The following is a 20,728-nucleotide window of genomic DNA, read 5'->3' as shown; positions in this document are numbered from 1 at the left end:
TCAGAAGCGCTCCAGCTTCGTTCGCACTTTCTCCAGGAACGCCGCCCTCGTCTTCGGTGTCGATGCGTCCATCAGGTAGTGCGCCAGAAAGAATGTCCTGCAGCGGGTGGCGCAGAGTGCCCGCATGCCGCGCAGGATTGTCTTGCGTCCCGGCTGGCCGACGACGACGCTCCACCAGGTCGGTGCGCCGCAGGTCGTGATCACCCCGATCTTCGTCACATGCCTCATCAGCGACTGGATCCGTCCTTTGCCCGCCGGCATCCGGAACGCGACGTCGGTCGCCCAGACCCTGTCGAGCCAGCCCTTCAGCATTGCCGGCAGCCCATACCACCATGTCGGATAGATAAAGAGGATTGCCTGGGCCCAGTTGAGATTTTCGATGTGCGGCTTGAGCGCCGGATCCTGTGGGGCGTGTTCATTGTAGGAGCGTCGCTCGCCGCAGCCCATGACCGGATCGAAATTCTCCGCATAGAGGTCGAGCAGCCGCACCTCCCAGCCCCTCGCCTTCAGCACCTCGATGGCACTATCCCGGATCGAGGCGCAAAAGCTTTCCGGGACCGGATGGCAGTAAACCACCAGAACCCGCATCAGAATGCATCCATGCTGGCGGCGACTTTCGCCATGAATCTCTTCCGCGTTTCATCGGTCGACAGGTTCATCGAATAAAGCGCGAGATAGGATACGGAGGCACCGGGTTTGATGGTGACGCGCAACGCACGCTTGACCAGCCTGCGCGGCGGATCGCCCATCAGCATGGCACGAAACCGGCTGCCGCCATAGGTGGCGACCGCCGCCACCTTTCGAATGTTGTGCAGCGACGGCTGCACCTTGCCATTGACCAGCCTGAACGAGACGCCGGGCAGGAAGACGCGGTCGAAAAAGCCTTTCAGGATAGCCGGATAGCCGAAGTTCCACACCGGAAACGACAGCACCAGCGCCTCGGCCCGCAGCAGGCGCTCGACATAGGGCGCTGCCGGATCACCGGCGCCGCGATCGTCGTGATAACCGAGCCGCTCGGCCCGCGTCAGCCGGGGATCGAAATTCTCGGCATAGAGATCGCAGTCGTCGACGGCGTGGCCCGCTGCCGTCAGCCGCTCGACGATCACCTTGTGCAAACCGGCATTGAAGCTGGTCTCGACCGGATGGGCGTAGAGAACGAGGATGTTCATCACCCCGCCTTCTGCAACCCCTTGAACAGGAACGACTTGCCCGAGCGATAATCGTAGTCCGGGTTTTCCCAGGCGATCATCTTGCCGGGATTGAGCAGCCCTTGCGGATCGGTCTCGCGCTTGAAGGCGAGTTGCACCTCGTCCGTCTGCTTCATGCCGCCCTCTTCCAGCGTGTAGCGGTGCGGGTTGAAGACCCAGCAGCCATTGTCTTCGTGGATGCGGATAATCTCGTCGAGCCGCTCGGCCGTCGTGAAGCGGACCAGCGGCAGTCCGGCCACGCCGATCGCGCCGTCGAAGCGGATGAATTCGAGATGTGTCGGCACTTCGTCGCCGAAGCGGTCGATCATCGCCTTGACGTAAGCGAGGTGATCCGGCGAGGGATAGCGGGTCTGCAGATAGGTAATCGTCGGGTCGACCCTGATGGCGCGCAGCGTCGTGTGGTTCCAGGTCAGCTCATAGGCCGGCGGCAAGCCCTTGAGATCGGCCTCCTTGTCGGCGCGGAAGACAATCTCGCCCTTGCTGCGCGCAGTAAGAGCGACAAAGGCGTCCATGGCATGCGGCGCGATCATGCAGACGACGATGCTTTGCTCCCGCCTGAAAAACCGCTGGTGCCGCTTGAAATAATCGTAAGGGATGGGCGCGGCGATCGGCGTGATCAGCTTCGCTAGAATGCCGTCCTGAATGGCGAGATCGTTGCCGAAGCCGGCCGCATCCATGAAATCGTCGAAGCCGACGATGACGTCGATCCAGTCGTAAGATGCGGTCAGCGGCATCTCGACCTCGGTGATGATGCCGTTGGTGCCGTAGGCATGCATCACCTTCAGTACCTCCTCGCCGGTAAGATCCATGATGCGAGGCTCCGCCTCCATCGTAACGGTCCTGAGCCAGATGACATTGCCGAGATCGCGCAGCCCACCCCAGCGGATCGAGCCGACGCCGCCCGATCCGCCGGCGACGAAACCACCGATCGACGCGGTGTTATAGGTCGATGGCGACATTCGCAGCTCCTGGCCGGAATGCGCGCGCGTCGCCCTGTCGATGTCGGCGAGGACGGCACCGGGTCCGGTCACGACGCGGCCGAGCGCGATCGTCTTGACTGCATTCATTTCGGCGAGATTGAGCACGACGCCGCCGGACAAAGGCATCGCCTGCCCGTAATTGCCGGTGCCGCTGCCGCGCGGCGTCACCGGCACGCCATTCCGGTGACAGGCGGCAAGCACTCGGATCACCTCGTCTTCCGTCTTCGGCGTCACGATCAGATCGCCGGTCACATGGTCGAGTTGTTGCTTCAGCACCGGGCTGTACCAGTAGAAGTCACGGCTCTTTTGCTGGACGATCGCCGGATGGTCGTCGATCTTCAGACCGTCGAGATCGCGTTTGAGCGCAGCCAGGTCCATCATCCCACCATCAGATCATCGAGTTCGGCATAATCGGGCAATTGACGCTCGATGGCGCGGCCGTCGCGCACCACGATGCGATCCGATTCGGGCCGCGACAGCAATTCCGTCCAGCTCCGCCCCTTGAAGACGACGAAGTCGGCGGCGCCGCCGGCGGCAAGGGTGCCGAAACCGTCGAGCCGCATCACCTTGGCCGGCGTCGACGTCACCGCTTGCGGCCAGTCGCCGACCGGGTGATCGAAATGCAGGATCCTCGTCGCCATGCGGTAGACCTCCAGCATGTCGAGATCGCCATAGGCGTAAAACGGATCTCGGGTATTGTCGGAGGCGACGGCGACAGGAATGCCGCGCGCTTTCATCTCGTGCAGCAGCGTCACGCCGCGCCAGCGCGGCGTGGTCTTGTCGCCGCGCCGGTCCTGCAGATAAAGATTGCACATCGGCAGCGACACCACGGCAAGCCTCGCCTTCGCCACCTTATCCAGCGTGTCGAGCACATCGAGATCGGGCTGGCGTGCCAGCGAGCAGCAGTGGCCGACGAGGATGTTTCCCTCAAAACCGTTCCATAAGGCCGCCTCGGCGATCTTCTTCAGCGAGATCGCCGAAATATCGTCAGTCTCGTCGGCGTGGAAATCGAGGTCGAGGCCCTGCTTGATCGCCTGCGCGAACACCTGGTCGAGAAGCTCTTCCAGGTCCGGCAGCATATAGGTGACGACGCCGAGCACGCCGTTGGCCGCGGCGACGCGTTTGGCCAGTCTCTCGAACCACTTCCTGTCGCGCACGCCTTCGATGCCAAGAAGGCAGGCCGCCTGCAGCTCGATGCGGCCACGCCATTTCTCCCGTATCGTCTCGAACACCGGCCAGGAGATCTCTTCCTGCGGCGCGACGCTGTCGAGATGGGTGCGCATAGCCCTGGTGCCGTGCGCATAGGCTGAGCGCAGCGAAAAATCCATGCGGCGGGCGACGTCCTCGGCGCTCCAGCGGGCAGCGCGATCGGCGCCGGTGGCGTTCAACGCGCCCATGAACGTGCCGTCCGGATTGGGTTTTCGAGGCCAGATGTGGCCTTTGTCGATATGCGTGTGGCAATCGACGAAGCACGGCACGACGATGCGTCCGCCGACGTCGACGGCGCCTGCCGGCGAATTGGGTTGGCGATGTGCTGCAATGCTGGAAATCACGCCGTTTGCGACGGCGATATCGGCGAGCGCAAACCCATCGGCGTCAAAGGCAGCGACCAAGCCCGGCGTCAGAGATGCGTGGAGCCGCGCGTTTGAGAGGACATAAGAACCGTCCGGGAAAATGTTGCTGGCTTCCGGCACCCTATCGCTCCTGCTTCAGCGCGCTTTCGTGCCAGCGGCGCAGGATCAAATGCGAGATCAGCGACAGCACCAGGAAGATCAGAATGCCGGTAAACGAGATCAGGATCAGCGCCGCGAACAGCCGCGGTGCGTTGAGCCGGTAACCGGCCTCGATGATTCGCGAGGCAAGCCCCGACGACTGCCCCTGGGCCCCGGCAACGAACTCGGCCACCACCGCGCCGATCAGCGACAGGCCGCCGGCGATCTTCAGCCCGCCGAGAAAATACGGCATCGCTGCCGGCAGCCTGAGATAGCGCAATTGCTGCCAGCGGGTCGCGCCGTTAAGCCTGAACATGTCGCGCAGATTGCGGTCGACGGAATTGAGGCCAAGCGTCGTGTTGGACAGGATCGGAAAGAAGGCGACGATCCAGGCACAAAGCAGAAGCTTCGTCGTCTGGTCGTCGACGTAGATATTGATCAATGGAAAGATCGCGACGATCGGCGTCACCTGCAGGACGATGGCAAACGGGAAGAACGACATCTCCACCCACTTCGATTGCGCGAACAGCACCGCCAGCCCGACACCGCCGACGACGGCCAGAAGCAGGCTGAGGAAGGTGATCCTGAGCGTCACCAGCAGCGAGGAGAACAGCAGCCCGGCATCGTCGAATAACGTTTGCAGCACCACACCGGGGCGGGGCAGGATATATTTCGGGATGGCGTTCCAGACGCAGATGCGGTCCCACAGCCAGATGGCCAGGATCATGATCGCCAGCGGCAGCACCCATCGGCCGATGCGCTCGAGCCGCTCCTGGCGCACGCGACGCGCCTCCTCGGGATCGAGCCTCAGCACGTGTTCTTCAATGGCCGTCATGGTGCGGTCCGGCAGTTGAGTTGATGGCGCCGATCAGCACATCGGACGCCTGACGGCAAAGCGCGGCATAGTCGGGCGAAGTACGGAAGGCTTCATTGCGCGGATAGGGCGCATCGATGACGAGTTCTTTGAACACCCGGCCCGGCCGCGCCGCCATGACCACGACGCGGTTGGAGAGGAAAACGCTTTCGAAGACGCTGTGGGTCACGAAGACAACGGTAAAACGCTCATCCTGCCATAGCTCCAGAAGATCGTTGTTGAGCTTGAAGCGGGTGATCTCGTCGAGCGCTGCGAACGGCTCGTCCATCAAAAGCACGCGCGGCTTGGTCACCATGGCGCGGGCGATCGAAACGCGCATCTTCATGCCGCCGGACAGCTCGCGCGGGACGGCATTCTCGAAGCCGGTCAGGTGGACCCGCGCCAGCATCTCCATCACGACAGGCGCAGCCTTGGCCCGCGAAACGCCCTTCAGCCGCAGCGGCAGCCAGACATTGTCGAAGACATCGGCCCAGGGCAGCAGCGTCGGCTCCTGGAAGACGAAGCCGATATTCGAGCGGTCGACAGAGCTGCTGCCGCGCCAGTCGAGCACGCCGGAGGTCGGCGCCGCAAGACCCGCAATGAGGCGCAAGGCCGTCGACTTGCCGCAGCCGGACGGGCCGAGAAGGCTGAGAAAGTCGCCATCCCGGATCGTCAGGTCGACATCGCTGAGCGCTGTCACGCCATTGGAAAAGACCTTGCCGACGCCACGCAGCGCCAGCAGCATCGGACCTTTGCCCGATGCGCTTGCCGGCGCTTGCGCCACTTTCTCCTGCATCATGCCTGGGTGCTATTTCTTCAGGTCGATCCCGACGCCCTTGTTAACGAAGGCCAGCGTGTAGGACTTCTTGATGTCGACGCTGGCCGGCACGACCTTGGCCTTGACCATCTTGTCGTAGAAGCTTTCGATGCGCGCGTCGGTCATCGCGCCGATGCCGAGTTTTTCCGTGTCGCCGGAATCGACGATGCCGAATTTCTTCATCTGCTCGATCGAAAACGCGATCTGCTCGTCGCTGATGTCGGGGTTATCCTTCTTGATCGCCGCGTTGGCGGCAGCGTTGTCGCCGTAGAGATAATTGTACCAACCCTTGGCCGAGCCATCGACGAAGCACTGAACCACCTCCGGCCGCTTGTCGATCGTGGCCTGCATGGTCTCGATCGTCGTCGCATAGGTGTCGAAGCCGTAGTCGGCGAGCAGGAACAGATTGGGCTGGAAGCCGCCTTCCTTGGCGACGGCGAAGGGCTCCGAGGTCACGTAACCCTGCTGGATCGACTTCGGATTGGCGATGAAAGGTGCGGGGTTGAACGTATAGGGCACGCGCTTGGCCGGATCGAACCCGAACTCCGTGATCATCCATTGGAAGTAGCTCTGTGCACCTTCGTCGCCAATAATGTACTGGTCCGCGTTCTTCAAATCCTCCCATTTGTCGAGGCCCTGACCCGGATGGCTCATGATCACCTGCGGCTCTTTCTGGAATGAGGCGGCGACCACGCGCAGCGGAATGTCCTGCTGAACGGCGTCGAAGGCCTGCAGCATGTTGCCGCCCATGTAGAAGTCGATCTTGCCGGCGAGCAAAAGCGGCCGACCGCTGACCTGCGGGCCACCTTGCATGATCGTCACGTCGAGCCCGCAAGCCGCATAGGTGCCATCAGCGGCCGCCTGATAATAGCCACCGTGCTCGGCCTGGGCGAGCCAGTTGGTGCCGAAGGTGACCTTCTCGTTCGCTGCCGCGCTTAGCGTGCTTGCGGCAAGCAGCATGATCGCGCCCACCGAAATCTTAAGTTTTCCGTCCATCCACACCACCCTCTGTTGGCTCCGGCGCGCCACGCACCGGGCTCGACACCATCAACTCACGAAGCAAGACACATGCCATTACCGAGGCCGCCCGCCTGCGCAACGGTGGTGCACGAAGGCCGGACGGTCATGCTGTTCGGGAGGCATCGTGCCTATTTTTTGAACGCCTGTCCACAATCGCCCTGATAGTATGCACTGCATCTTGAACGGGCCGCCAATCCGGCTTTAGGCTGACATCAGATTGGAGATTTTCATGTTCAAATTCCTGGCGCCGAAGTCGATCAAGCCGCCCTTCGCCCGCTACAGTCATGGCATCGAGGTGCCTCCCGGCAAGAGGCTGGTGCTGTGTTCGGGCCAGGTCGCCATCACTCCGGACGATCAGATCCCGGAGGATGCCGGCGCACAGGCCGAACTCTGTTTTCAGAACATCGCGGCGATTCTTGGCGAGGCCGGGCTTGGGCTTTCCGACATCGTCCGCATCAACACCTATGTCACCGACCGCGCCTTCCTGCGGCCCTATATGGACGTTCGCGACCGGCTGTTCACTAGCCCGGCGCCGGCTTCGACGCTGATGATCGTGTCCGGTTTCGCGCGACCGGAATTCAAGCTCGAGATCGAGGTCATCGCGGCAGGGTAAGGAGCGCTGGCCGAAGGCTGAGAATCGACAGGCCAGTGATCTCAAGTTACACAACAAAGGCTGGTGCTGCCCCTCATCCACCTGTCGGCACTTTCTCCCTCGTATACTGACGGGGAGAAGGTGCTGGCCGCAACGCTGGCGATCCCCCTCTCCCCGCCCTTCACGGGGAGAGGGTAAGGGTGAGGGGCAGGCGCAGACGCGCATTCAGTCTCTTCGAGGTTCAAAAATGGCCGGAACAAAAAGACGCGTGTGGTGGGGCGACTACCGGACCACCGAATATGCCACCATCGATCCGGAGGCGACGATCGCGGTTCTGCCGGTGGCGGCGATCGAACAGCACGGGCCGCATCTGCCGGTTTCGACCGACACCTCGATCATGACCGGCATGCTCGAAACGGTGATCGCCCGCCTGCCCGGCGATCTCGACATCCGCATCCTGCCCGTCCAGGCAGTGGGCAAGTCGAATGAACACCTGCATGCGCCGGGAACCCTCACTTTGCCGGCGGCTACCTTGATCGAAACCTGGACCGAGCTTGGCCTGTCGATCGCGCGGGCCGGATTAAGGAAACTGATCGTCGTCAACTCGCATGGCGGCAACGAGGAGATCATGGGCATCATCACCCGCGAATTGCGCGTGCGTGCAAAGATGCTGGCGGTGAAGACGAGCTGGCAGCGCTTTGGCCGACCGGCCGGCATGTATACCGAGATTGAGGATCGCCAAGGAATCCATGGCGGCGATGTCGAGACCTCGCTGATGCTGCATTTCCGGCCGGATCTTGTCGACATGGCAAAGGCCGACAATTTCGTGTCCAACGTCGCCCGCGCCGAAAAGGAATTCTCGCTGCTGCGCCACACCGGAACGCACGCCTTCGCCTGGATCGCCACCGATCTCAACCCGAACGGCGTGGTCGGCGACGCCAGCATTGCAACGGCCGAAAAGGGCAGGCTGACCGCCAACCATCAGGCCGACGGTTTCATCAGCCTGGTGAAGGACGTGCGCAAGGCGAAGCTGGTCGACTGGTTGGCATAATCAGACCATGATCCCGAACAGTGGAATCCGGTGTTCGGAAATGATTAAGGTCAATTCTCTAGCCGTCGATCTTCAACTCAAAAGGCGTGCCTTCAAAGGCGTCCGCGCCGCGCCCGATCGCCTGGATCGCGCCGGTCATGCGGCCGTTGCGATCGAGCAGCGCATCGGCGACCGCGATCAGCCGCGGGTTAGGTGTCGCCGTCGGCGAAAGCGCACGCAGCATCTCAGCCAATTCGACCTCGCAGCGCTTCGGCGCCAGTGCTGCCGCTATGATGTAGGCCGAGGCGGTCGAACGGCTGATGCCGGCATAGCAATGCACGACCAGCGGCCGTGCCCGATCCCATTGGCGCGCGAAATCGAGCAGGGTGCGGACGTGCGCCTCGCCCGGCATGGTCATGCCTTCTTGCGCCACCGCAATGTCGTGCATGACCAGATGCAGATGGTTTTCCCTGGCGATCGACGCCGGCCGCGTCATCTCGGTACCGGCAGCCAGCAGGGAAAGCAGCCGCTCGGCGCCGGTTCTCGCGACCGTTTCCTCGACCTTTGACAGCGAACAGACATGGATCATTGCTTGGTACTCCTTGCCGTAATCGTCGCGCTATTGCGCCCAGTCGGCAAGAGCCGATTCGAGCCGCTGCCATTCCTCGCCGCCACCCGGCAGCCCGGCGCGCAGCACATGCGGCTGGCCGAAAAAATGCCGAAGCAGGATGCCGCGCTCGCCAAGCGCCGAAAACAGTCCGGCGGCGTCCCTCAGCCTGATATAGCGAAACAGCGTGGTACCGCTGGCGACTGGGACACCGAAGCAGCCGAACAGCGCATCGAGCCGCGCGGCATCCTCGGCCAGACGGCTCCGCATCTCGGCCTGCCAGCCGCTGTCGGCAAGCGCGCGGATCCCATATTCGAGCGCCGGACCGGCAACCGCCCACGGCCCGAATTGCGCCTCAAGCCTTTCGACGGTCAGCGCGTCGGCTAATGCAAAGCCGAGTCGCAGGCCGGCAAGGCCAAAGAACTTGCCGAAGGAACGCAGCACGACAATGCCGCCTTGCTCGACATCGCCGGCCAGGCTTTCCGCGCGCGGGCCGACATCCATGAACGCCTCATCGACGACCAGCAACCCGCCTTTGGCGCGCAATTTTCCGGCAAGATCGAGCAGCTTCTTGCGTTCGATGATGCGCCCGTCCGGATTGTTGGGGTTGACGATGATGGCGAGATCGGCTCCTGCCAGGACCTCGAAATCATCGACCTCCGTCACAGCATGGCCGGCGATTGCCGCTGCCCGCTGATGTTCAGCATAGGTCGGCCCGAGCACCAGCGCCTTGCCGGGGCTCGCCAGCGAGGCGACGCGCGGCAACAGGATCTGCGTGCCCGGCGTCGCTACCACATTCGCTGCCGATGGCGCGTCATAAACGCTTGCCGCGACTTCTGCCAACTCGCGGACCCGCGCTGCTTCCGGCAATCTGGACAGGGCGGTGGCGGGCAGATTGAAAAACGGATAGGAGTGCGGATTGATACCGGTCGAGAGGTCGACGAAGGGCTGCGGCGCATGCGGAAAAAGCGCCCTCGCCCGGCCAAGGCTTCCGCCGTGATCCACCACTGTCGCCGCTCTATCAAGAGACTTCATGTCGATCCTGACCGCTTTCCTGTCACTGGTTGTTGAACTAGCCGTGGGTTACCCGGCCTGGCTGTTCGGCGCCATCGGCCATCCCGTCACCTGGTTCGGCAGGCTGATATCCTTTCTCGACCGCAGGCTCAACCGCGATACTGATTCCGACGCCCTGCGTCGGCGGCGCGGTGTTCATGCGCTGCTGATCATCGTGCTGGTGCCGGCCGCCATCGCCTTCGCGGTGGAAACCATGCTTTCGGGCATTCCCGCCGGACTGGTCCTCACGGCAATCCTGGCGACGTCGCTGCTGTCGCAGAAGAGCCTGGCCGAGCATGTCGAGGCGGTGGCCGACGGACTGGACAATGGTGGACTCGACATCGGCCGTGCTGCCGTCTCAAGGATCGTCGGCCGCGATCCGGAAAAGCTCGACCGAGCCGGCGTCTGCCGCGCGGCGATCGAAAGCCTGGCCGAGAATTTTTCCGACGGCGTCGTCGCGCCCGTCTTCTGGATCGGCGTCGGCGGGCTGGCCGGCGGCTTCGCCTACAAGGCCGCCAACACGGCCGATTCGATGATCGGCCACCGCACTCCGCGCCACGAGGCCTTCGGCAGGGCGGCAGCGCGCTTCGACGATCTGATCAACCTGCCGGCGTCGCGGCTGACCGCGCTGCTCATCGTGGGTGCCTCTTTCTTCGTCAAAGGCGCCGATGCCGGCAACGCCTGGCGCACCGTGCGGCGCGACGCGACAAAGCACCGCTCGCCCAATGCCGGCTGGCCGGAGGCGGCGATGGCCGGCGCTCTCGGCCTGGCGCTCGCCGGCCCGCGTTCCTATGACGGCGTCATGGTCGATGATGCGTTCATGGGCGAAGGCGGCCACCGCGATGCCGAGAGCGCCGACATCAGGCGGGCGCTGAAACTCTATCGGGTCGCCGACTTTTTGCTGATCGCGCTGTTCGGCTTGCTGTCGGTCATCGTCATCGCCGCCTGACGACGTTCAATGCAGATCCGCAACGCGGCCGGCCAAGATCGGCTAAAATAAAAAACCGCCTCGGCGGCGGGTCGCGGGCGCAAATCAGCACCATGCATAAATCCATAGCATAATTGCCGTCACAAAGCAACTTGAAGCCTCAAGCGCGGGTCAGAATTCTATGCCTTGCTGTGCCTTCACGCCGGCGGAAAAGTGGTGCTTGGTCACGCCCATCTCGGTGACGAGATCGGCCGCCTCGACCAGCGCCGGCTTGGCGTTGCGGCCGGTGACGACGACATGCAGGTTTTCGCGGCGCCCTTTCAGCGCCGCCACCACCTTGTCGAGATCGAGATAATCGTAGCGCAGCGCGATGTTCAGCTCGTCGAGCACCAGAAGGCTGATCGATGGATCGGCCATCAGCTCGAGCGCCTTGGCCCAGGCCGCCTCGGCGGCGGCGATATCGCGCTTCAGATCCTGTGTCTCCCAGGTGAAACCCTCGCCCATCGTGTGCCAGACGACCCGGTCGCCGAAGGCGGCAAAGGCGTCCTTCTCGCCGGTGTGCCATTTGCCCTTGATGAACTGGACGACGCCGACGCGCCTGCCGTAGCCGAGCATCCTCAGCGCCAGCCCAAAGGCGGCAGTGGTCTTGCCCTTGCCGGGCCCGGTGTTGACGATCAGCAGCCCCTTCTCGACCGTCTTTGCCGCGACCTCGGCGTCCTGCACCGCTTTGCGCTTGCCCATCTTGGCGCGATGGCGCTCCTCGTCATTGGGATCGATAGTATCAGCCATGTCACTTCACCTTGAGCGGCAGCCCCGCCACCATCAGCAGCACCGTATCGGACACTGCTGCGACTTGCTGGTTGAGCCGGCCGGCGGCATCGCGAAACCGGCGAGCCAACGCATTGTCCGGCACGATGCCCTGGCCAACCTCGTTGGAAACCACGAACCACGGCCCGCGCGGTCGTGACAGCACATCCGCCAGCCCTCGGCATTCGGCCTCAACGTCATGTTCGGCCAGCATATGGTTGGTCAGCCACAAAGTCAGGCAGTCGATCAGGACGGGCCGGCCGTCAGGCAGCGCCTCGATCGCGCCGATGAGATCGAGCGGCGCGTCGATGGTCGTCCAGCCCTCGCCGCGCCGCGACCGATGCAGCGCAATACGCTCGCGCATCTCGTCGTCATAGGCTTGCGCCGTGGCGATATAGGCCCACGGCGGCGGGCAGGCCGTCGCCAATTTTTCGGCATGCGCGCTCTTGCCGGAGCGTGCACCGCCGGTGACCAGGGTCAGCGTCCCGACAACGCGATCAGGCAAAGCTGTCGCGCAGGCCGGTCGCGGTGCCGGTCAAGCGGCCACGCACCACGCCGACGATGGCGCCGAGCACCAGCCAGAACACCAGATTGGTCAGCGTCACCGCCACCACGAACTGGTGATGCAGGCCTTCCGGGATCGGCGATTCGAAACTGTTGGGCTGCGGCGCGCCGACGATATGCGGCGCCACTATCAACGCTACGGCAATCAGCGCAAGTGGCAACGACTTGCGGAAGGCAAACAGGCCGAGACCGGCCGCGGTCGCCATCACGGTCGCCGTCCACCAGATCTGGCGCTGGGTGAGATCGGCCGCCGGTATCGCCGGCAATTCGGGCGGCAGGCCAAGGTTCGGAGCCAGCGTGAATACGGCAAAGCCGGCAAGGCCCCAGAACAGGCCCTGACGCCAATTGCCGATGCCGCCGGCGAACTCCGAAGCGGCGACCAGGATCAGCGCAAAGCCGATGCCGGTGACCACATTGGCAACGACATTGAAGGCGAAGCGCTCGAAGCCGTCGGCCGGCGTCCAGCCCTCCTCTTCCGGGGCGGCAGCTTCGGCCGGCGCTGGCGCCGCGCTGGTCATGGCATTGCTATCCCCGGCGTTCGCAGCCGGCGCCGCGGCATGGTCATGCGTGTGACCACCGCCGGCCTGTTCGTAGACTTCCGCTTTCAGAATGAGCGGCACGGTGGCATAGGCCTGCATGCAGGCGAGAACGACGCCAGCCACAAGCCCTGCGATCGCCGCGATGAACACGACGTTGCGAAACAGTGTCATGATGTCAGCCCCTCGTCAGTGGCAGGGAAACGCCATCGAATGGCGATAGTCGTGGGCGGCATTGTGGACCGCATCGATTTGCGAGAAGCCGACAAAGCCCATGACGAAAATGCCGAGAAATGCAGCAAGCGCCAGCTGCACGAAGCGCGACTGCGAGGAGACGGAAGCGCCGAGCGAGATGGAAGCGGTGTTCATGTCTTGTCCTTTCGCCCTCCACCCGAGGGCATAGAAGTCAGTTTTCCTGTCGCCGGCAGGTCTCCTGGCTCGCGGATCAACGCCCTTCCCCACCTTCCCGAAGAAACTCTTCAGTGGCATATGGAGCGGACTACCGCACACAGTTGCGGGGGCAGCCACGGCATTGGGCAGAAATTCACCCTCACCGCATTCCCTCTTGGTCCCTAACGGAACCGACGACGGCTGCGACTATAGGCAGAATCGTCGCGCCCGGCAAACCAAATTCCGCCAGCTACCAGCGCGAATGCGCCACGCGGTCTCAAGGCTTCGAGGCAGTGATCCGCTCGGCAACCAGCTGTTGCAGCCGCCACAGATGGCGGTCGTGAATGCCGCGCTCTTCCAGGTTTTTCACCGTGTTGTATAGGTAGTCGGCGCCTGATCCCCAGTGCCCGCAGGATGTGGAGAGCTTTTCGGCCACCTCGTCTTCCCCGAGCGGTCCGGCATAGGTCGTCCCCTTGCGGTTGATGACGAAGGCCAGCGCCTTGAACGGCCCGCTGTCGCTTGCCAGCGAGAGCAGGCGCGGACGATAGCTCGTCGGCTTCAGCGTCACCTCACGCCGAAAAAGCTTGTCGAGCTGCGCGCGGCGATCGCCATCGCTCAGCCGAAAGGCGACACCCTTGCACTGTCCGCCACGGTCCAGCGCCATCATCAGCCCCGGGCTCTGCTTGGTGCCGCGCCAGCGCGTCATGTTCATGCAAAAAGACCTGTGCCAGCCGCGCGCTACGGCGACACGTTCCTCGACGTGGTCGATTTCCGGCTTCCAAATCAGTGAGCCATAGCCGAACAACCACAGCGGTTCGGAGGCTGGGAGTTCAGCCTGGAATTCGTCGAGCATTGCGTCATAGTCGCGGTCATCCAGATGCGCCGCGTCCGGATTGGGACCGGCATCCTCGATCTCGCGCCAACAGCGCGCCACCAGTTCGGCTGTTAGCGACATCTGTCGTGCGGTCATGTCACAATCCCTTCGCTTCCGGCATGATTAGGCATCACGACCGAATCCGGCAATGCTGTCGCCCCAATTGACAACGAATAGCCGGGATGTCGGCTGGAGCATCTCAGGAGCCAGCCTTCATCGTCGGCCATGTCGACTATGTCAGGACCGTGCGGCTGGTGCCGCTCGCTCGGAGCAAACCGAACTGACCGCCGAATGGCTTTTTTCGCCCGAAGCGCTCGCCGATCCAACGGCTGATATCGACAACATCGTCGCCTTCGGCAGGCAGGTGCTGGAGGAAGACGCTGATATCTGCGAGATCAACCAGAAAGGCCTGCGCTCGATGCGCCACAAGGCCGGCGTGCTGATGCCCGAGGAATATGAAATTGCATCGCTTCCACAACTGGGTGCGCGAACGGCACGAAACGCCTCAGCCTAAGCCCTGAACATCGAAGTGGGTTGGCCCGCCTTCTTTTGTCGGGGGCAACCATGATAGTCGTCTTGCAGTGCTGAATCAGATTGCGAGACCATGAGCATCCCTACGCCGACCGTTCAGGACCGATCCAAGCGCATCATCGCCATCGACGTTGCCCGCGGGGTCGCTTTGCTTGCCATGGCGAGTTACCATTTCACCTGGGATCTCGAATTCTTCGGCTACACCGATCCCGGCCTGACCGCCTTCGGCTGGTGGAAATTCTACGCGCGCTGCATCGCTTCGACCTTCCTGTTCCTGGTCGGCGTCAGTCTGTTCCTCGCCCATGGCAAACAGATCCGCTGGAACGGTTTCTGGAAACGCTTCGCCATGGTCGCTGGTGCGGCGCTCGCCATATCGGCTGCCACGAGGCTTGCCACGCCGGACAGTTTCATCTTCTTCGGTATCCTGCACGAGATCGCGCTCGCCAGCCTGCTCGGCCTGGCGTTTCTGCGGCTGCCGGCGCTGCTGACGCTTGTTGTCGCGGCTTTCGTCATCACCGCGCCGTTCTACCTCAGGTCCGAGATCTTCGACCATCCGGCCCTTTGGTGGGTCGGCCTGTCGGCAACCAATCCTCGCTCCAACGATTATGTCCCGCTGTTTCCATGGTTCGGCGCCGTGCTTGTGGGCATCGCGGCGGCAAAACTCGCCTTCGCTTCCGGCATGCTGAGCCGGCTGGCGGGCCTGACGCCCGGCCGCTGGACAAATCCGCTGGTCTTTATCGGCCGGCACAGCCTCGCCTTCTATCTGATCCACCAGCCGGTGCTGATCGGCTCGGTCTGGCTGCTTTCGCAAGTGGTGCCGGCACCGGCCGAGACCAGGCAGGTCACCTTCCTGAAAGAATGTCAGACATCGTGCGAGCAATCGCGCGACACGGAGTTCTGCTCCAGCTATTGTGTGTGCATGCTCGATACACTCGAGGGCGAGGCCACGCTTGATCGGCTCTACCGCAACGACCGGGCTGCGGATTGGAAGGCACATCTCGATGAGCTCGCCGGCGCCTGCACTGCCAAAGCCGACAGCACTTTGATGGAGGGAGGAACACAATGACCGACCATCAACAGAAACCGGGGCAACCAAAACCGGGGTTTATACCGTGGCCGCCGCTGATCTATGTCGCGGCCATCGCCGTCAGCATCGCGCTTGGCTTGCTCTACCCGCTGCCATGGATCGGCGGCCTGCTCGGCGACATCCTGTTCGCGGCCGGCTGGGTGGCATTGTTCGGCGTCGTCGCACTCTGGTTCACGGCGATCCGCACCATGATCCGGGCAAAGACTACGCTCCACCCAAACGCCGTGCCGGACCATCTGGTGACATCAGGTCCCTTTGCTGTCAGCCGCAACCCGATATATCTGGCCAACACGCTGCTGCTGATCGGCGTGGCCCTTGTCTCGGGGATCGTATGGTTCCTGCCGCTGGCGATCATCGCCGCCTTCGCAACGCAGAAAATGGCGATTGAGGGCGAGGAAAAAGTTCTGACGACGAAATTCGGCAAGAAATACCGGGATTACGCGAAAAAGGTGCGGCGCTGGATTTGAGGCGTGCCGCAAGGTCTTTTCAGAGTAGAATTATCGAAAAGGCCGGTCAGGTGTTGACGCCGAGCTCCACCAATCGCTCGACGCAGGATTCCTCGGCCTGGTCGAGTTCGGCCAAGGTCTCTTCGAGGTCCCGGCGCTTCTGGCGCAGATCCTCGCGCTTTTCCTCAATGCGTTTGATCATCAGGTTGAGCTGACCGACCTCCCCGGGCGGCTCCTTATACATCTGGATGATTTCGCGGATTTCATTGATCGAAAAGCCGAGCCTCTTGCCGCGCATGATCTGGCGGATGAGATGCCGGTCCGACGGGCGAAACAGCCGCGTGCGGCCGCGCCGAACCGGCTGCACCAGCCCTTCGTCCTCGTAGAAGCGCAGCGTCCGCGTCGAAACATCGAATTCGCGGGTCAGTTCGGTGATCGAATAATATTCCCGCATCGTCACTCCAAATGCGCAGCCGCGCTGCGAGTTCCAACCATGCGGCCTCGCTATCGTCCAGACGCGCGTCAGAATCGGCCGACAGGCAGTTCCAAAATCTCGCATGGCATTTACGTAAAAGTCAATTGAAGGCATAACCGCACGTTCGCTCAGCGCACGCCGAACCACCATGTGGCGAGCCCGAGAAAGGCAAAGAAGCCGACGACGTCGGTGACCGTCGTGACGAAAACCGCCGAAGCCACGGCCGGGTCGATCTTGAACCGGTCGAGCAGCAGCGGGATCAGGATGCCGGCAAGTGCGGCGACGAACATGTTGATGATCATTGCCGCTGCGATGATGCCGCCCAAATTGGGATCCCGGAACCAGGCGGCCGCGACGATGCCGATCAGGATGGCGAAGATGATGCCGTTGATGAAGCCCACCCCCATCTCGCGGCGGATGATGCGGCCGGCATTGTAGATGTCGAGGTCCCTGGTTGCCAGCGCCCGCACCGTGACCGTCATGGTCTGCGAGCCGGCATTGCCGCCCATGCCCGCGACGATCGGCATCAGGACGGCCAGCGCCACGATGTGCTCGATCGTGCGGTCGAACAGACCGATCACCGAGGCCGCCAGGAAAGCCGTCAAAAGGTTGACGAGCAGCCACGGAACCCGCGAGCGCGAGGTCGAGAAAATACTGTCCGACAGTTCTTCGTCGCCGACACCGCCCATGCGCAGCAGATCCTCCTCGGCCTCCTGCTGGATGACGTCGACCACGTCGTCGATGGTCAGCACGCCGACCAGCCGCTCGTTCTCGTCGACGACGGCGGCCGACAAAAGGTCATACTGCTCGAATTCCCGCGCGGCCTCTTCCTGGTCCATCGTCGCCGGAATGGCGTGCCTTGTCTCATGCATGACCTCTTCGACCTTGACCGAACGCTTGGTGCGCAGGATCTGGTCGAGATCGATGGCGCCGAGCAGCTTGAAGCTCGGATCGATGACGAAGATCTGACTGAAGCGGTCGGGAAGGTTGTTGTCCTCGCGCATGTAGTCGATGGTCTGGCCGATCGTCCAGAACGGCGGCACCGCGACGAACTCCGTCTGCATGCGGCGGCCGGCGGTCTCTTCGGGATAGTCGAGCGAGCGGCGCAGCCTGATCCGCTCGGTGAAGGGCAGTTGCGACAGGATCTCGTCCTGGTCTTCCTTTTCGAGATCCTCGAGAATGTAGACCGCGTCGTCGGAATCGAGATCCTGCACCCCCTGGGCAATCTGCGCGTTGGGCAGGCTGTCGACGATGTCACGGCGGATCGCCTCGTCGACCTCGGTCAGCGCGGAAAAGTCGAAATCGGCGCCCAACAAGTCGACCAGCGCGCGGCGCTGTTCGGGATGAAGCGCCTCGAGCAGATCGCCAAGTTCCGATTGGTGCAGGTCGTCGACTTCACGCTTCAGCGTCAGCGTGTCGCGATCGGCAATCGCTGCACCGATCGCGGCAAGGAACGAAGACAGAATGGCGCCGTCCTCGCCATAAATGTCGGCGTGGCTGTCCTCAGCGGCCCTGGCGCCGGTCGTCTGTTCGTCCTGGCCTTCCACCAGCGCCTCCCGCCATCAGAATTCCGGAAAAGGTGCCTGTCAGGTCTAGAGCATTGGATCCAGAAGTGGAAACCGGTTTTGGGAAAATCCGATGCTCAAACACAAAGATAGAGCGGTGGCACGATTCGACCTGAGGCTCCGCAGCTCTATTGCGCAATGCGCGGGAATATCAAACGAAATCCACCCTTTCTCACCGGGGAGCGAAGCCAGGTGCAACCGGATTGAGGGACAGACGTTGATGCCGCACTCGGCGATCTCCAAGAAGGCGTAGGCTCAGCTCCTGAGGCCAGCGACCCACGGGTGCAAAGGAGGACAGACCGATGGAAATAGCCTTCGGACACCATGAATCCTCGAACGACCGTCTAACCCTGTTCGAGGCCATTCGGTGACCGAAACATGCAACATAGCCGGATTGCCTTACCATCACGTCAATTGCGTTGACCTGAGCGCGTGCTCAATATTTGCGGATGGGGGCTGGAATCCTTATATAACTGGACTGGCCCATGCTCCGACTGCGGGCGTGCAGAGATCAATCGTAGAGAAGGATACAGATGCCGGACGTCAACTCGGATGCGGCGATACCTAGAATTGCACTCATTTCCACCCACGGCTACGTTGCAGCAAACCCGCCATTGGGTGCGGCCGACACCGGCGGACAGGTGGTCTATGTCCTGGAACTGGCCAAAAAGCTGGCCCAATTGGGTTATGCTGTCGATATCTGGACGCGGCGATTTGAAGACCAGCCTCCTGTCGATGAAGTGGCAGACGGGGTTCGTGTCCTGCGTGTCGGCTGTGGCGGACCCAATTTTATTCCGAAGGAATATCTCCACCGCCACCTTCTCGAGTGGTGTGAAAACGCGCTGCGCCTGATTCGCAGGGAAAACCTCTCCTACGACTTCATCAACAGCCACTACTGGGATGCGGGCGTGGCGGGGCAACGAGTATCGGAAGCTCTCAATATCCCGCACATCCATACGCCGCATTCCCTCGGCATATGGAAGCAGCGCCAGATGAAGACGGACTACCCGGACAAGGCCGATACATTCGAGGCCGAGTTCAATTTCACCGAGCGCATAAAGCACGAGACCATCATCTATCGAAGCTGTGCCATGGTGATTGCAACAACGCCGCCGCAGGTGGATATGCTGGTCGAGGACTACAGTCTCGAGCGCGACCGCGTGCACATGATCCCGCCCGGTTACGACGATAACCGGTTCTTCCCCGTCAGCGAGGCGTCTCGCCGGCTCATCCGCCATCGGCTCGGCTTCGAGGGGCGAACAATCCTGGCGCTAGGCCGGCTCGCCACCAACAAGGGCTACGACCTGCTGATCGATGCGTTTTCCGTGGTGGCGCCGCGTGTGCCGGATGCGGTCCTGAGACTTGCTGTCGGCGGCGAGAACATGGACGAGCAGGAACAGAAGATCCTGAACCAGCTCAAGGAACAGGTTGAACAGCTAGGCTTGCAGGATCGTGTCGTCTTCTCCGGATATGTTGCCGACGAGGATCTGGCCGACACTTATCGGGCGGCGGACATGTTCGTCCTGTCGAGCCGCTACGAGCCGTTCGGCATGACCGCGATCGAGGCAATGGCCTGCGGAACACCCACCGTGGTTACGATCCACGGCGGCCTCTATCGCGGGATCAGCTATGGCCGGCACGCGCTGTTCGGCGATCCGTTCGACAAGGAAGATCTCGGCATCACGATCGTCAAGCCTATGAAGCACCAGCGCCTCTACGGGCGACTGGGCCGCATGGGTGCGCACAAGGCGCGCAGCCTGTTCACCTGGACAGGTATCGCGCAGCAGCTTGTCAGCCTTGTCGAAGGACGTCCGGTGCTGAAGGCGGTCGACGACCATGATTGGGATGAGCCGTGGAACGACGGCGATTGAAACCGATCGCGCTTCTATCGAGTGACCTCGACGGGACTCTGGCAGGCGATGCGCCGGCGACATCACGCTTCCGTTCCAAATGGGAAGCGCTCGACCCCGAGCACCGGCCGGTTCTCGTCTACAACAGCGGTCGTCTGGCCGACGATATTTTGAACTTCGTCGACGAAGTCGGCCTGCCAGCGCCGGACTACGTGATCGGCGGTGTCGGCACAATGCTCGCCGGTCCGCGGCACACCTCGCGTCTCGCACACATTGCTGATCTGGGGCACTTTACCCAGAGGTTTTCGGAAGGCTGGTCTCTTGAAAAGGTCGATGCGGTGCTCGGATCCCTCGAAGACACCGTTCGCCAACCCGACGGCTATCAACACGCCTTTAAATCGAGTTGGTACCTGCACGAAGCAAGTCCGGAAGCCCTTGCCAGCATCGAGCGCGCTCTGGCCGAGGCCGGCCTGTCAGTGACGATGATCTATTCCAGCGGACGCGATCTCGATATCCTGCCGCGTTCGGCAGACAAGGGCCAGGCGCTGGCCTGGCTCTGCAATGAACTCAGCATCGGCCTGGATGAGGTGGTGGTCGCCGGCGATACCAACAACGATCGCAGTATGTTCGACCTGCCGGGTGCTCGCGGGATTGTCGTCGCCAATGCCCTACCCGAACTGCTTGACATGGCTCGGGAAAACCCGCTGATTTACAGCGCGAAGGAACAGTTTGCCTTTGGCGTCGTCGAAGGCCTCGTTCATTGGTCGGTGTTTGACGGCGCCCGATCCTAAACTGGAAATATC

The 20,728-nt window shown here is 62.4% G+C and carries 24 protein-coding genes and 1 riboswitch; of the genes, 8 read left to right on the top strand and 16 right to left on the bottom strand.

Annotation, left to right across the window (positions count from 1 at the left end):
• From EN807_RS23070 to EN807_RS23040, 7 genes are read right to left on the bottom strand one after another with little or no spacing between them, the layout of a single operon-like run.
• The gene (locus tag EN807_RS23070) at positions 1-588 is read right to left on the bottom strand and encodes an NAD(P)H-dependent oxidoreductase (protein ID WP_135936809.1); all 588 of its coding nucleotides are present in this window, start codon (positions 586-588) and stop codon (positions 1-3) included.
• Positions 588-1,169 (bottom strand): NAD(P)H-dependent oxidoreductase, encoded by a 582-nt coding sequence (locus EN807_RS23065; RefSeq protein WP_164784026.1) that lies wholly within the window; start codon positions 1,167-1,169, stop codon positions 588-590. The genes EN807_RS23070 and EN807_RS23065 overlap by 1 nt, the downstream gene beginning before the upstream one ends.
• Complete coding sequence (locus tag EN807_RS23060) at positions 1,169-2,566, bottom strand: FAD-binding oxidoreductase (protein ID WP_135936969.1); 1,398 nt, start codon at positions 2,564-2,566, stop codon at positions 1,169-1,171. Before EN807_RS23060 ends, EN807_RS23065 begins: the two co-directional genes overlap by 1 nt.
• On the bottom strand, positions 2,566-3,864 hold the full coding sequence (locus EN807_RS23055) for a cytosine deaminase (RefSeq protein WP_135936968.1): 1,299 nt from the start codon (positions 3,862-3,864) through the stop codon (positions 2,566-2,568). Before EN807_RS23055 ends, EN807_RS23060 begins: the two co-directional genes overlap by 1 nt.
• Positions 3,865-3,883: 19 nt before the next feature.
• Entirely contained in the window at positions 3,884-4,735 is an 852-nt protein-coding gene (locus tag EN807_RS23050; RefSeq protein WP_135936808.1) for an ABC transporter permease, read from the bottom strand.
• Complete coding sequence (locus EN807_RS23045; protein ID WP_135936807.1) at positions 4,722-5,552, bottom strand: ABC transporter ATP-binding protein; 831 nt, start codon at positions 5,550-5,552, stop codon at positions 4,722-4,724. The genes EN807_RS23050 and EN807_RS23045 overlap by 14 nt, the downstream gene beginning before the upstream one ends.
• Positions 5,553-5,561: 9 nt before the next feature.
• The gene (locus EN807_RS23040; RefSeq protein WP_135936806.1) at positions 5,562-6,566 is read right to left on the bottom strand and encodes an ABC transporter substrate-binding protein; all 1,005 of its coding nucleotides are present in this window, start codon (positions 6,564-6,566) and stop codon (positions 5,562-5,564) included.
• Positions 6,567-6,819: 253 nt separating this feature from the next.
• On the opposite strand from EN807_RS23040, the gene EN807_RS23035 reads away from it, so the two are divergent.
• Both EN807_RS23035 and EN807_RS23030 read left to right on the top strand, forming a co-directional pair.
• On the top strand, positions 6,820-7,203 hold the full coding sequence (locus tag EN807_RS23035; protein WP_135936805.1) for a RidA family protein: 384 nt from the start codon (positions 6,820-6,822) through the stop codon (positions 7,201-7,203).
• A 226-nt stretch (positions 7,204-7,429) separates the two neighbouring features.
• On the top strand, positions 7,430-8,233 hold the full coding sequence (locus EN807_RS23030; protein ID WP_135936804.1) for a creatininase family protein: 804 nt from the start codon (positions 7,430-7,432) through the stop codon (positions 8,231-8,233).
• Between the two features lie 58 nt (positions 8,234-8,291).
• On the opposite strand, the gene EN807_RS23025 is transcribed toward EN807_RS23030, so the two are convergent.
• Together EN807_RS23025 and cobD are read right to left on the bottom strand one after the other, a co-directional pair.
• Positions 8,292-8,801 (bottom strand): tyrosine phosphatase family protein, encoded by a 510-nt coding sequence (locus EN807_RS23025; RefSeq protein ID WP_135936803.1) that lies wholly within the window; start codon positions 8,799-8,801, stop codon positions 8,292-8,294.
• Positions 8,802-8,831: 30 nt separating this feature from the next.
• Complete coding sequence (cobD, locus tag EN807_RS23020) at positions 8,832-9,854, bottom strand: threonine-phosphate decarboxylase CobD (RefSeq protein WP_135936802.1); 1,023 nt, start codon at positions 9,852-9,854, stop codon at positions 8,832-8,834.
• Between cobD and cbiB the strand changes: the two genes are divergently transcribed.
• The gene (gene cbiB, locus EN807_RS23015; protein WP_135936801.1) at positions 9,853-10,821 is read left to right on the top strand and encodes an adenosylcobinamide-phosphate synthase CbiB; all 969 of its coding nucleotides are present in this window, start codon (positions 9,853-9,855) and stop codon (positions 10,819-10,821) included. The genes cobD and cbiB overlap by 2 nt on opposite strands.
• A 150-nt stretch (positions 10,822-10,971) precedes the next feature.
• On the opposite strand, the gene cobO is transcribed toward cbiB, so the two are convergent.
• The 5 genes from cobO to EN807_RS22990 all read right to left on the bottom strand — a co-directional run bounded on the left by cobO (position 10,972) and on the right by EN807_RS22990 (position 14,067).
• Entirely contained in the window at positions 10,972-11,589 is a 618-nt protein-coding gene (gene cobO / locus EN807_RS23010) for a cob(I)yrinic acid a,c-diamide adenosyltransferase (RefSeq protein WP_135936800.1), read from the bottom strand.
• Position 11,590: 1 nt separating this feature from the next.
• Entirely contained in the window at positions 11,591-12,112 is a 522-nt protein-coding gene (cobU, locus tag EN807_RS23005) for a bifunctional adenosylcobinamide kinase/adenosylcobinamide-phosphate guanylyltransferase (protein WP_135936799.1), read from the bottom strand.
• The gene (locus EN807_RS23000) at positions 12,105-12,881 is read right to left on the bottom strand and encodes a CbtA family protein (RefSeq protein ID WP_135936798.1); all 777 of its coding nucleotides are present in this window, start codon (positions 12,879-12,881) and stop codon (positions 12,105-12,107) included. The genes cobU and EN807_RS23000 overlap by 8 nt, the downstream gene beginning before the upstream one ends.
• A gap of 15 nt (positions 12,882-12,896) precedes the next feature.
• Positions 12,897-13,076 carry a CbtB domain-containing protein gene (locus tag EN807_RS22995; RefSeq protein ID WP_135936797.1) on the bottom strand — a complete coding sequence of 60 codons (180 nt, stop codon included), beginning with the start codon at positions 13,074-13,076 and terminating at the stop codon, positions 12,897-12,899.
• Positions 13,077-13,112: 36 nt separating this feature from the next.
• A riboswitch (cobalamin riboswitch) is annotated at positions 13,113-13,308 on the bottom strand.
• 66 nt (positions 13,309-13,374) lie between these two features.
• Positions 13,375-14,067, bottom strand: coding sequence for a gamma-glutamylcyclotransferase (locus tag EN807_RS22990; RefSeq protein ID WP_135936796.1), 693 nt, complete (start codon positions 14,065-14,067; stop codon positions 13,375-13,377).
• 52 nt (positions 14,068-14,119) lie between these two features.
• On the opposite strand from EN807_RS22990, the gene EN807_RS22985 reads away from it, so the two are divergent.
• From EN807_RS22985 to EN807_RS22975, 3 genes are all read left to right on the top strand, one after another.
• The gene (locus EN807_RS22985) at positions 14,120-14,485 is read left to right on the top strand and encodes an SRPBCC family protein (RefSeq protein WP_246684294.1); all 366 of its coding nucleotides are present in this window, start codon (positions 14,120-14,122) and stop codon (positions 14,483-14,485) included.
• A 90-nt stretch (positions 14,486-14,575) separates the two neighbouring features.
• Positions 14,576-15,568 (top strand): DUF1624 domain-containing protein, encoded by a 993-nt coding sequence (locus EN807_RS22980; RefSeq protein ID WP_135936795.1) that lies wholly within the window; start codon positions 14,576-14,578, stop codon positions 15,566-15,568.
• On the top strand, positions 15,565-16,056 hold the full coding sequence (locus EN807_RS22975; RefSeq protein WP_135936794.1) for an isoprenylcysteine carboxylmethyltransferase family protein: 492 nt from the start codon (positions 15,565-15,567) through the stop codon (positions 16,054-16,056). The genes EN807_RS22980 and EN807_RS22975 overlap by 4 nt, the downstream gene beginning before the upstream one ends.
• Before the next feature lie 46 nt (positions 16,057-16,102).
• Here the strand turns inward: EN807_RS22975 and EN807_RS22970 are convergent, their stop codons facing one another.
• Both EN807_RS22970 and mgtE read right to left on the bottom strand, forming a co-directional pair.
• Positions 16,103-16,489, bottom strand: a complete 387-nt coding sequence (locus tag EN807_RS22970) for a MerR family DNA-binding transcriptional regulator (RefSeq protein WP_023685221.1) — start codon at positions 16,487-16,489, stop codon at positions 16,103-16,105.
• 149 nt (positions 16,490-16,638) lie between these two features.
• Positions 16,639-18,057 (bottom strand): magnesium transporter, encoded by a 1,419-nt coding sequence (gene mgtE / locus EN807_RS22965; protein WP_135936793.1) that lies wholly within the window; start codon positions 18,055-18,057, stop codon positions 16,639-16,641.
• A gap of 551 nt (positions 18,058-18,608) precedes the next feature.
• On the opposite strand from mgtE, the gene EN807_RS22960 reads away from it, so the two are divergent.
• Complete coding sequence (locus EN807_RS22960; protein ID WP_135936792.1) at positions 18,609-19,946, top strand: glycosyltransferase; 1,338 nt, start codon at positions 18,609-18,611, stop codon at positions 19,944-19,946.
• Entirely contained in the window at positions 19,943-20,716 is a 774-nt protein-coding gene (locus EN807_RS22955) for an HAD-IIB family hydrolase (protein ID WP_135936791.1), read from the top strand. Before EN807_RS22960 ends, EN807_RS22955 begins: the two co-directional genes overlap by 4 nt.
• Positions 20,717-20,728: the final 12 nt, after the last annotated feature.

Origin of the sequence: Mesorhizobium sp. M5C.F.Ca.ET.164.01.1.1 (genome assembly GCF_004792125.1) — a bacterium.
Classification (GTDB): domain Bacteria; phylum Pseudomonadota; class Alphaproteobacteria; order Rhizobiales; family Rhizobiaceae; genus Mesorhizobium; species Mesorhizobium wenxiniae.
Note: the sequence above shows the minus strand (reverse complement) of the source record. Positions and strands in the feature narration are given on the sequence as shown.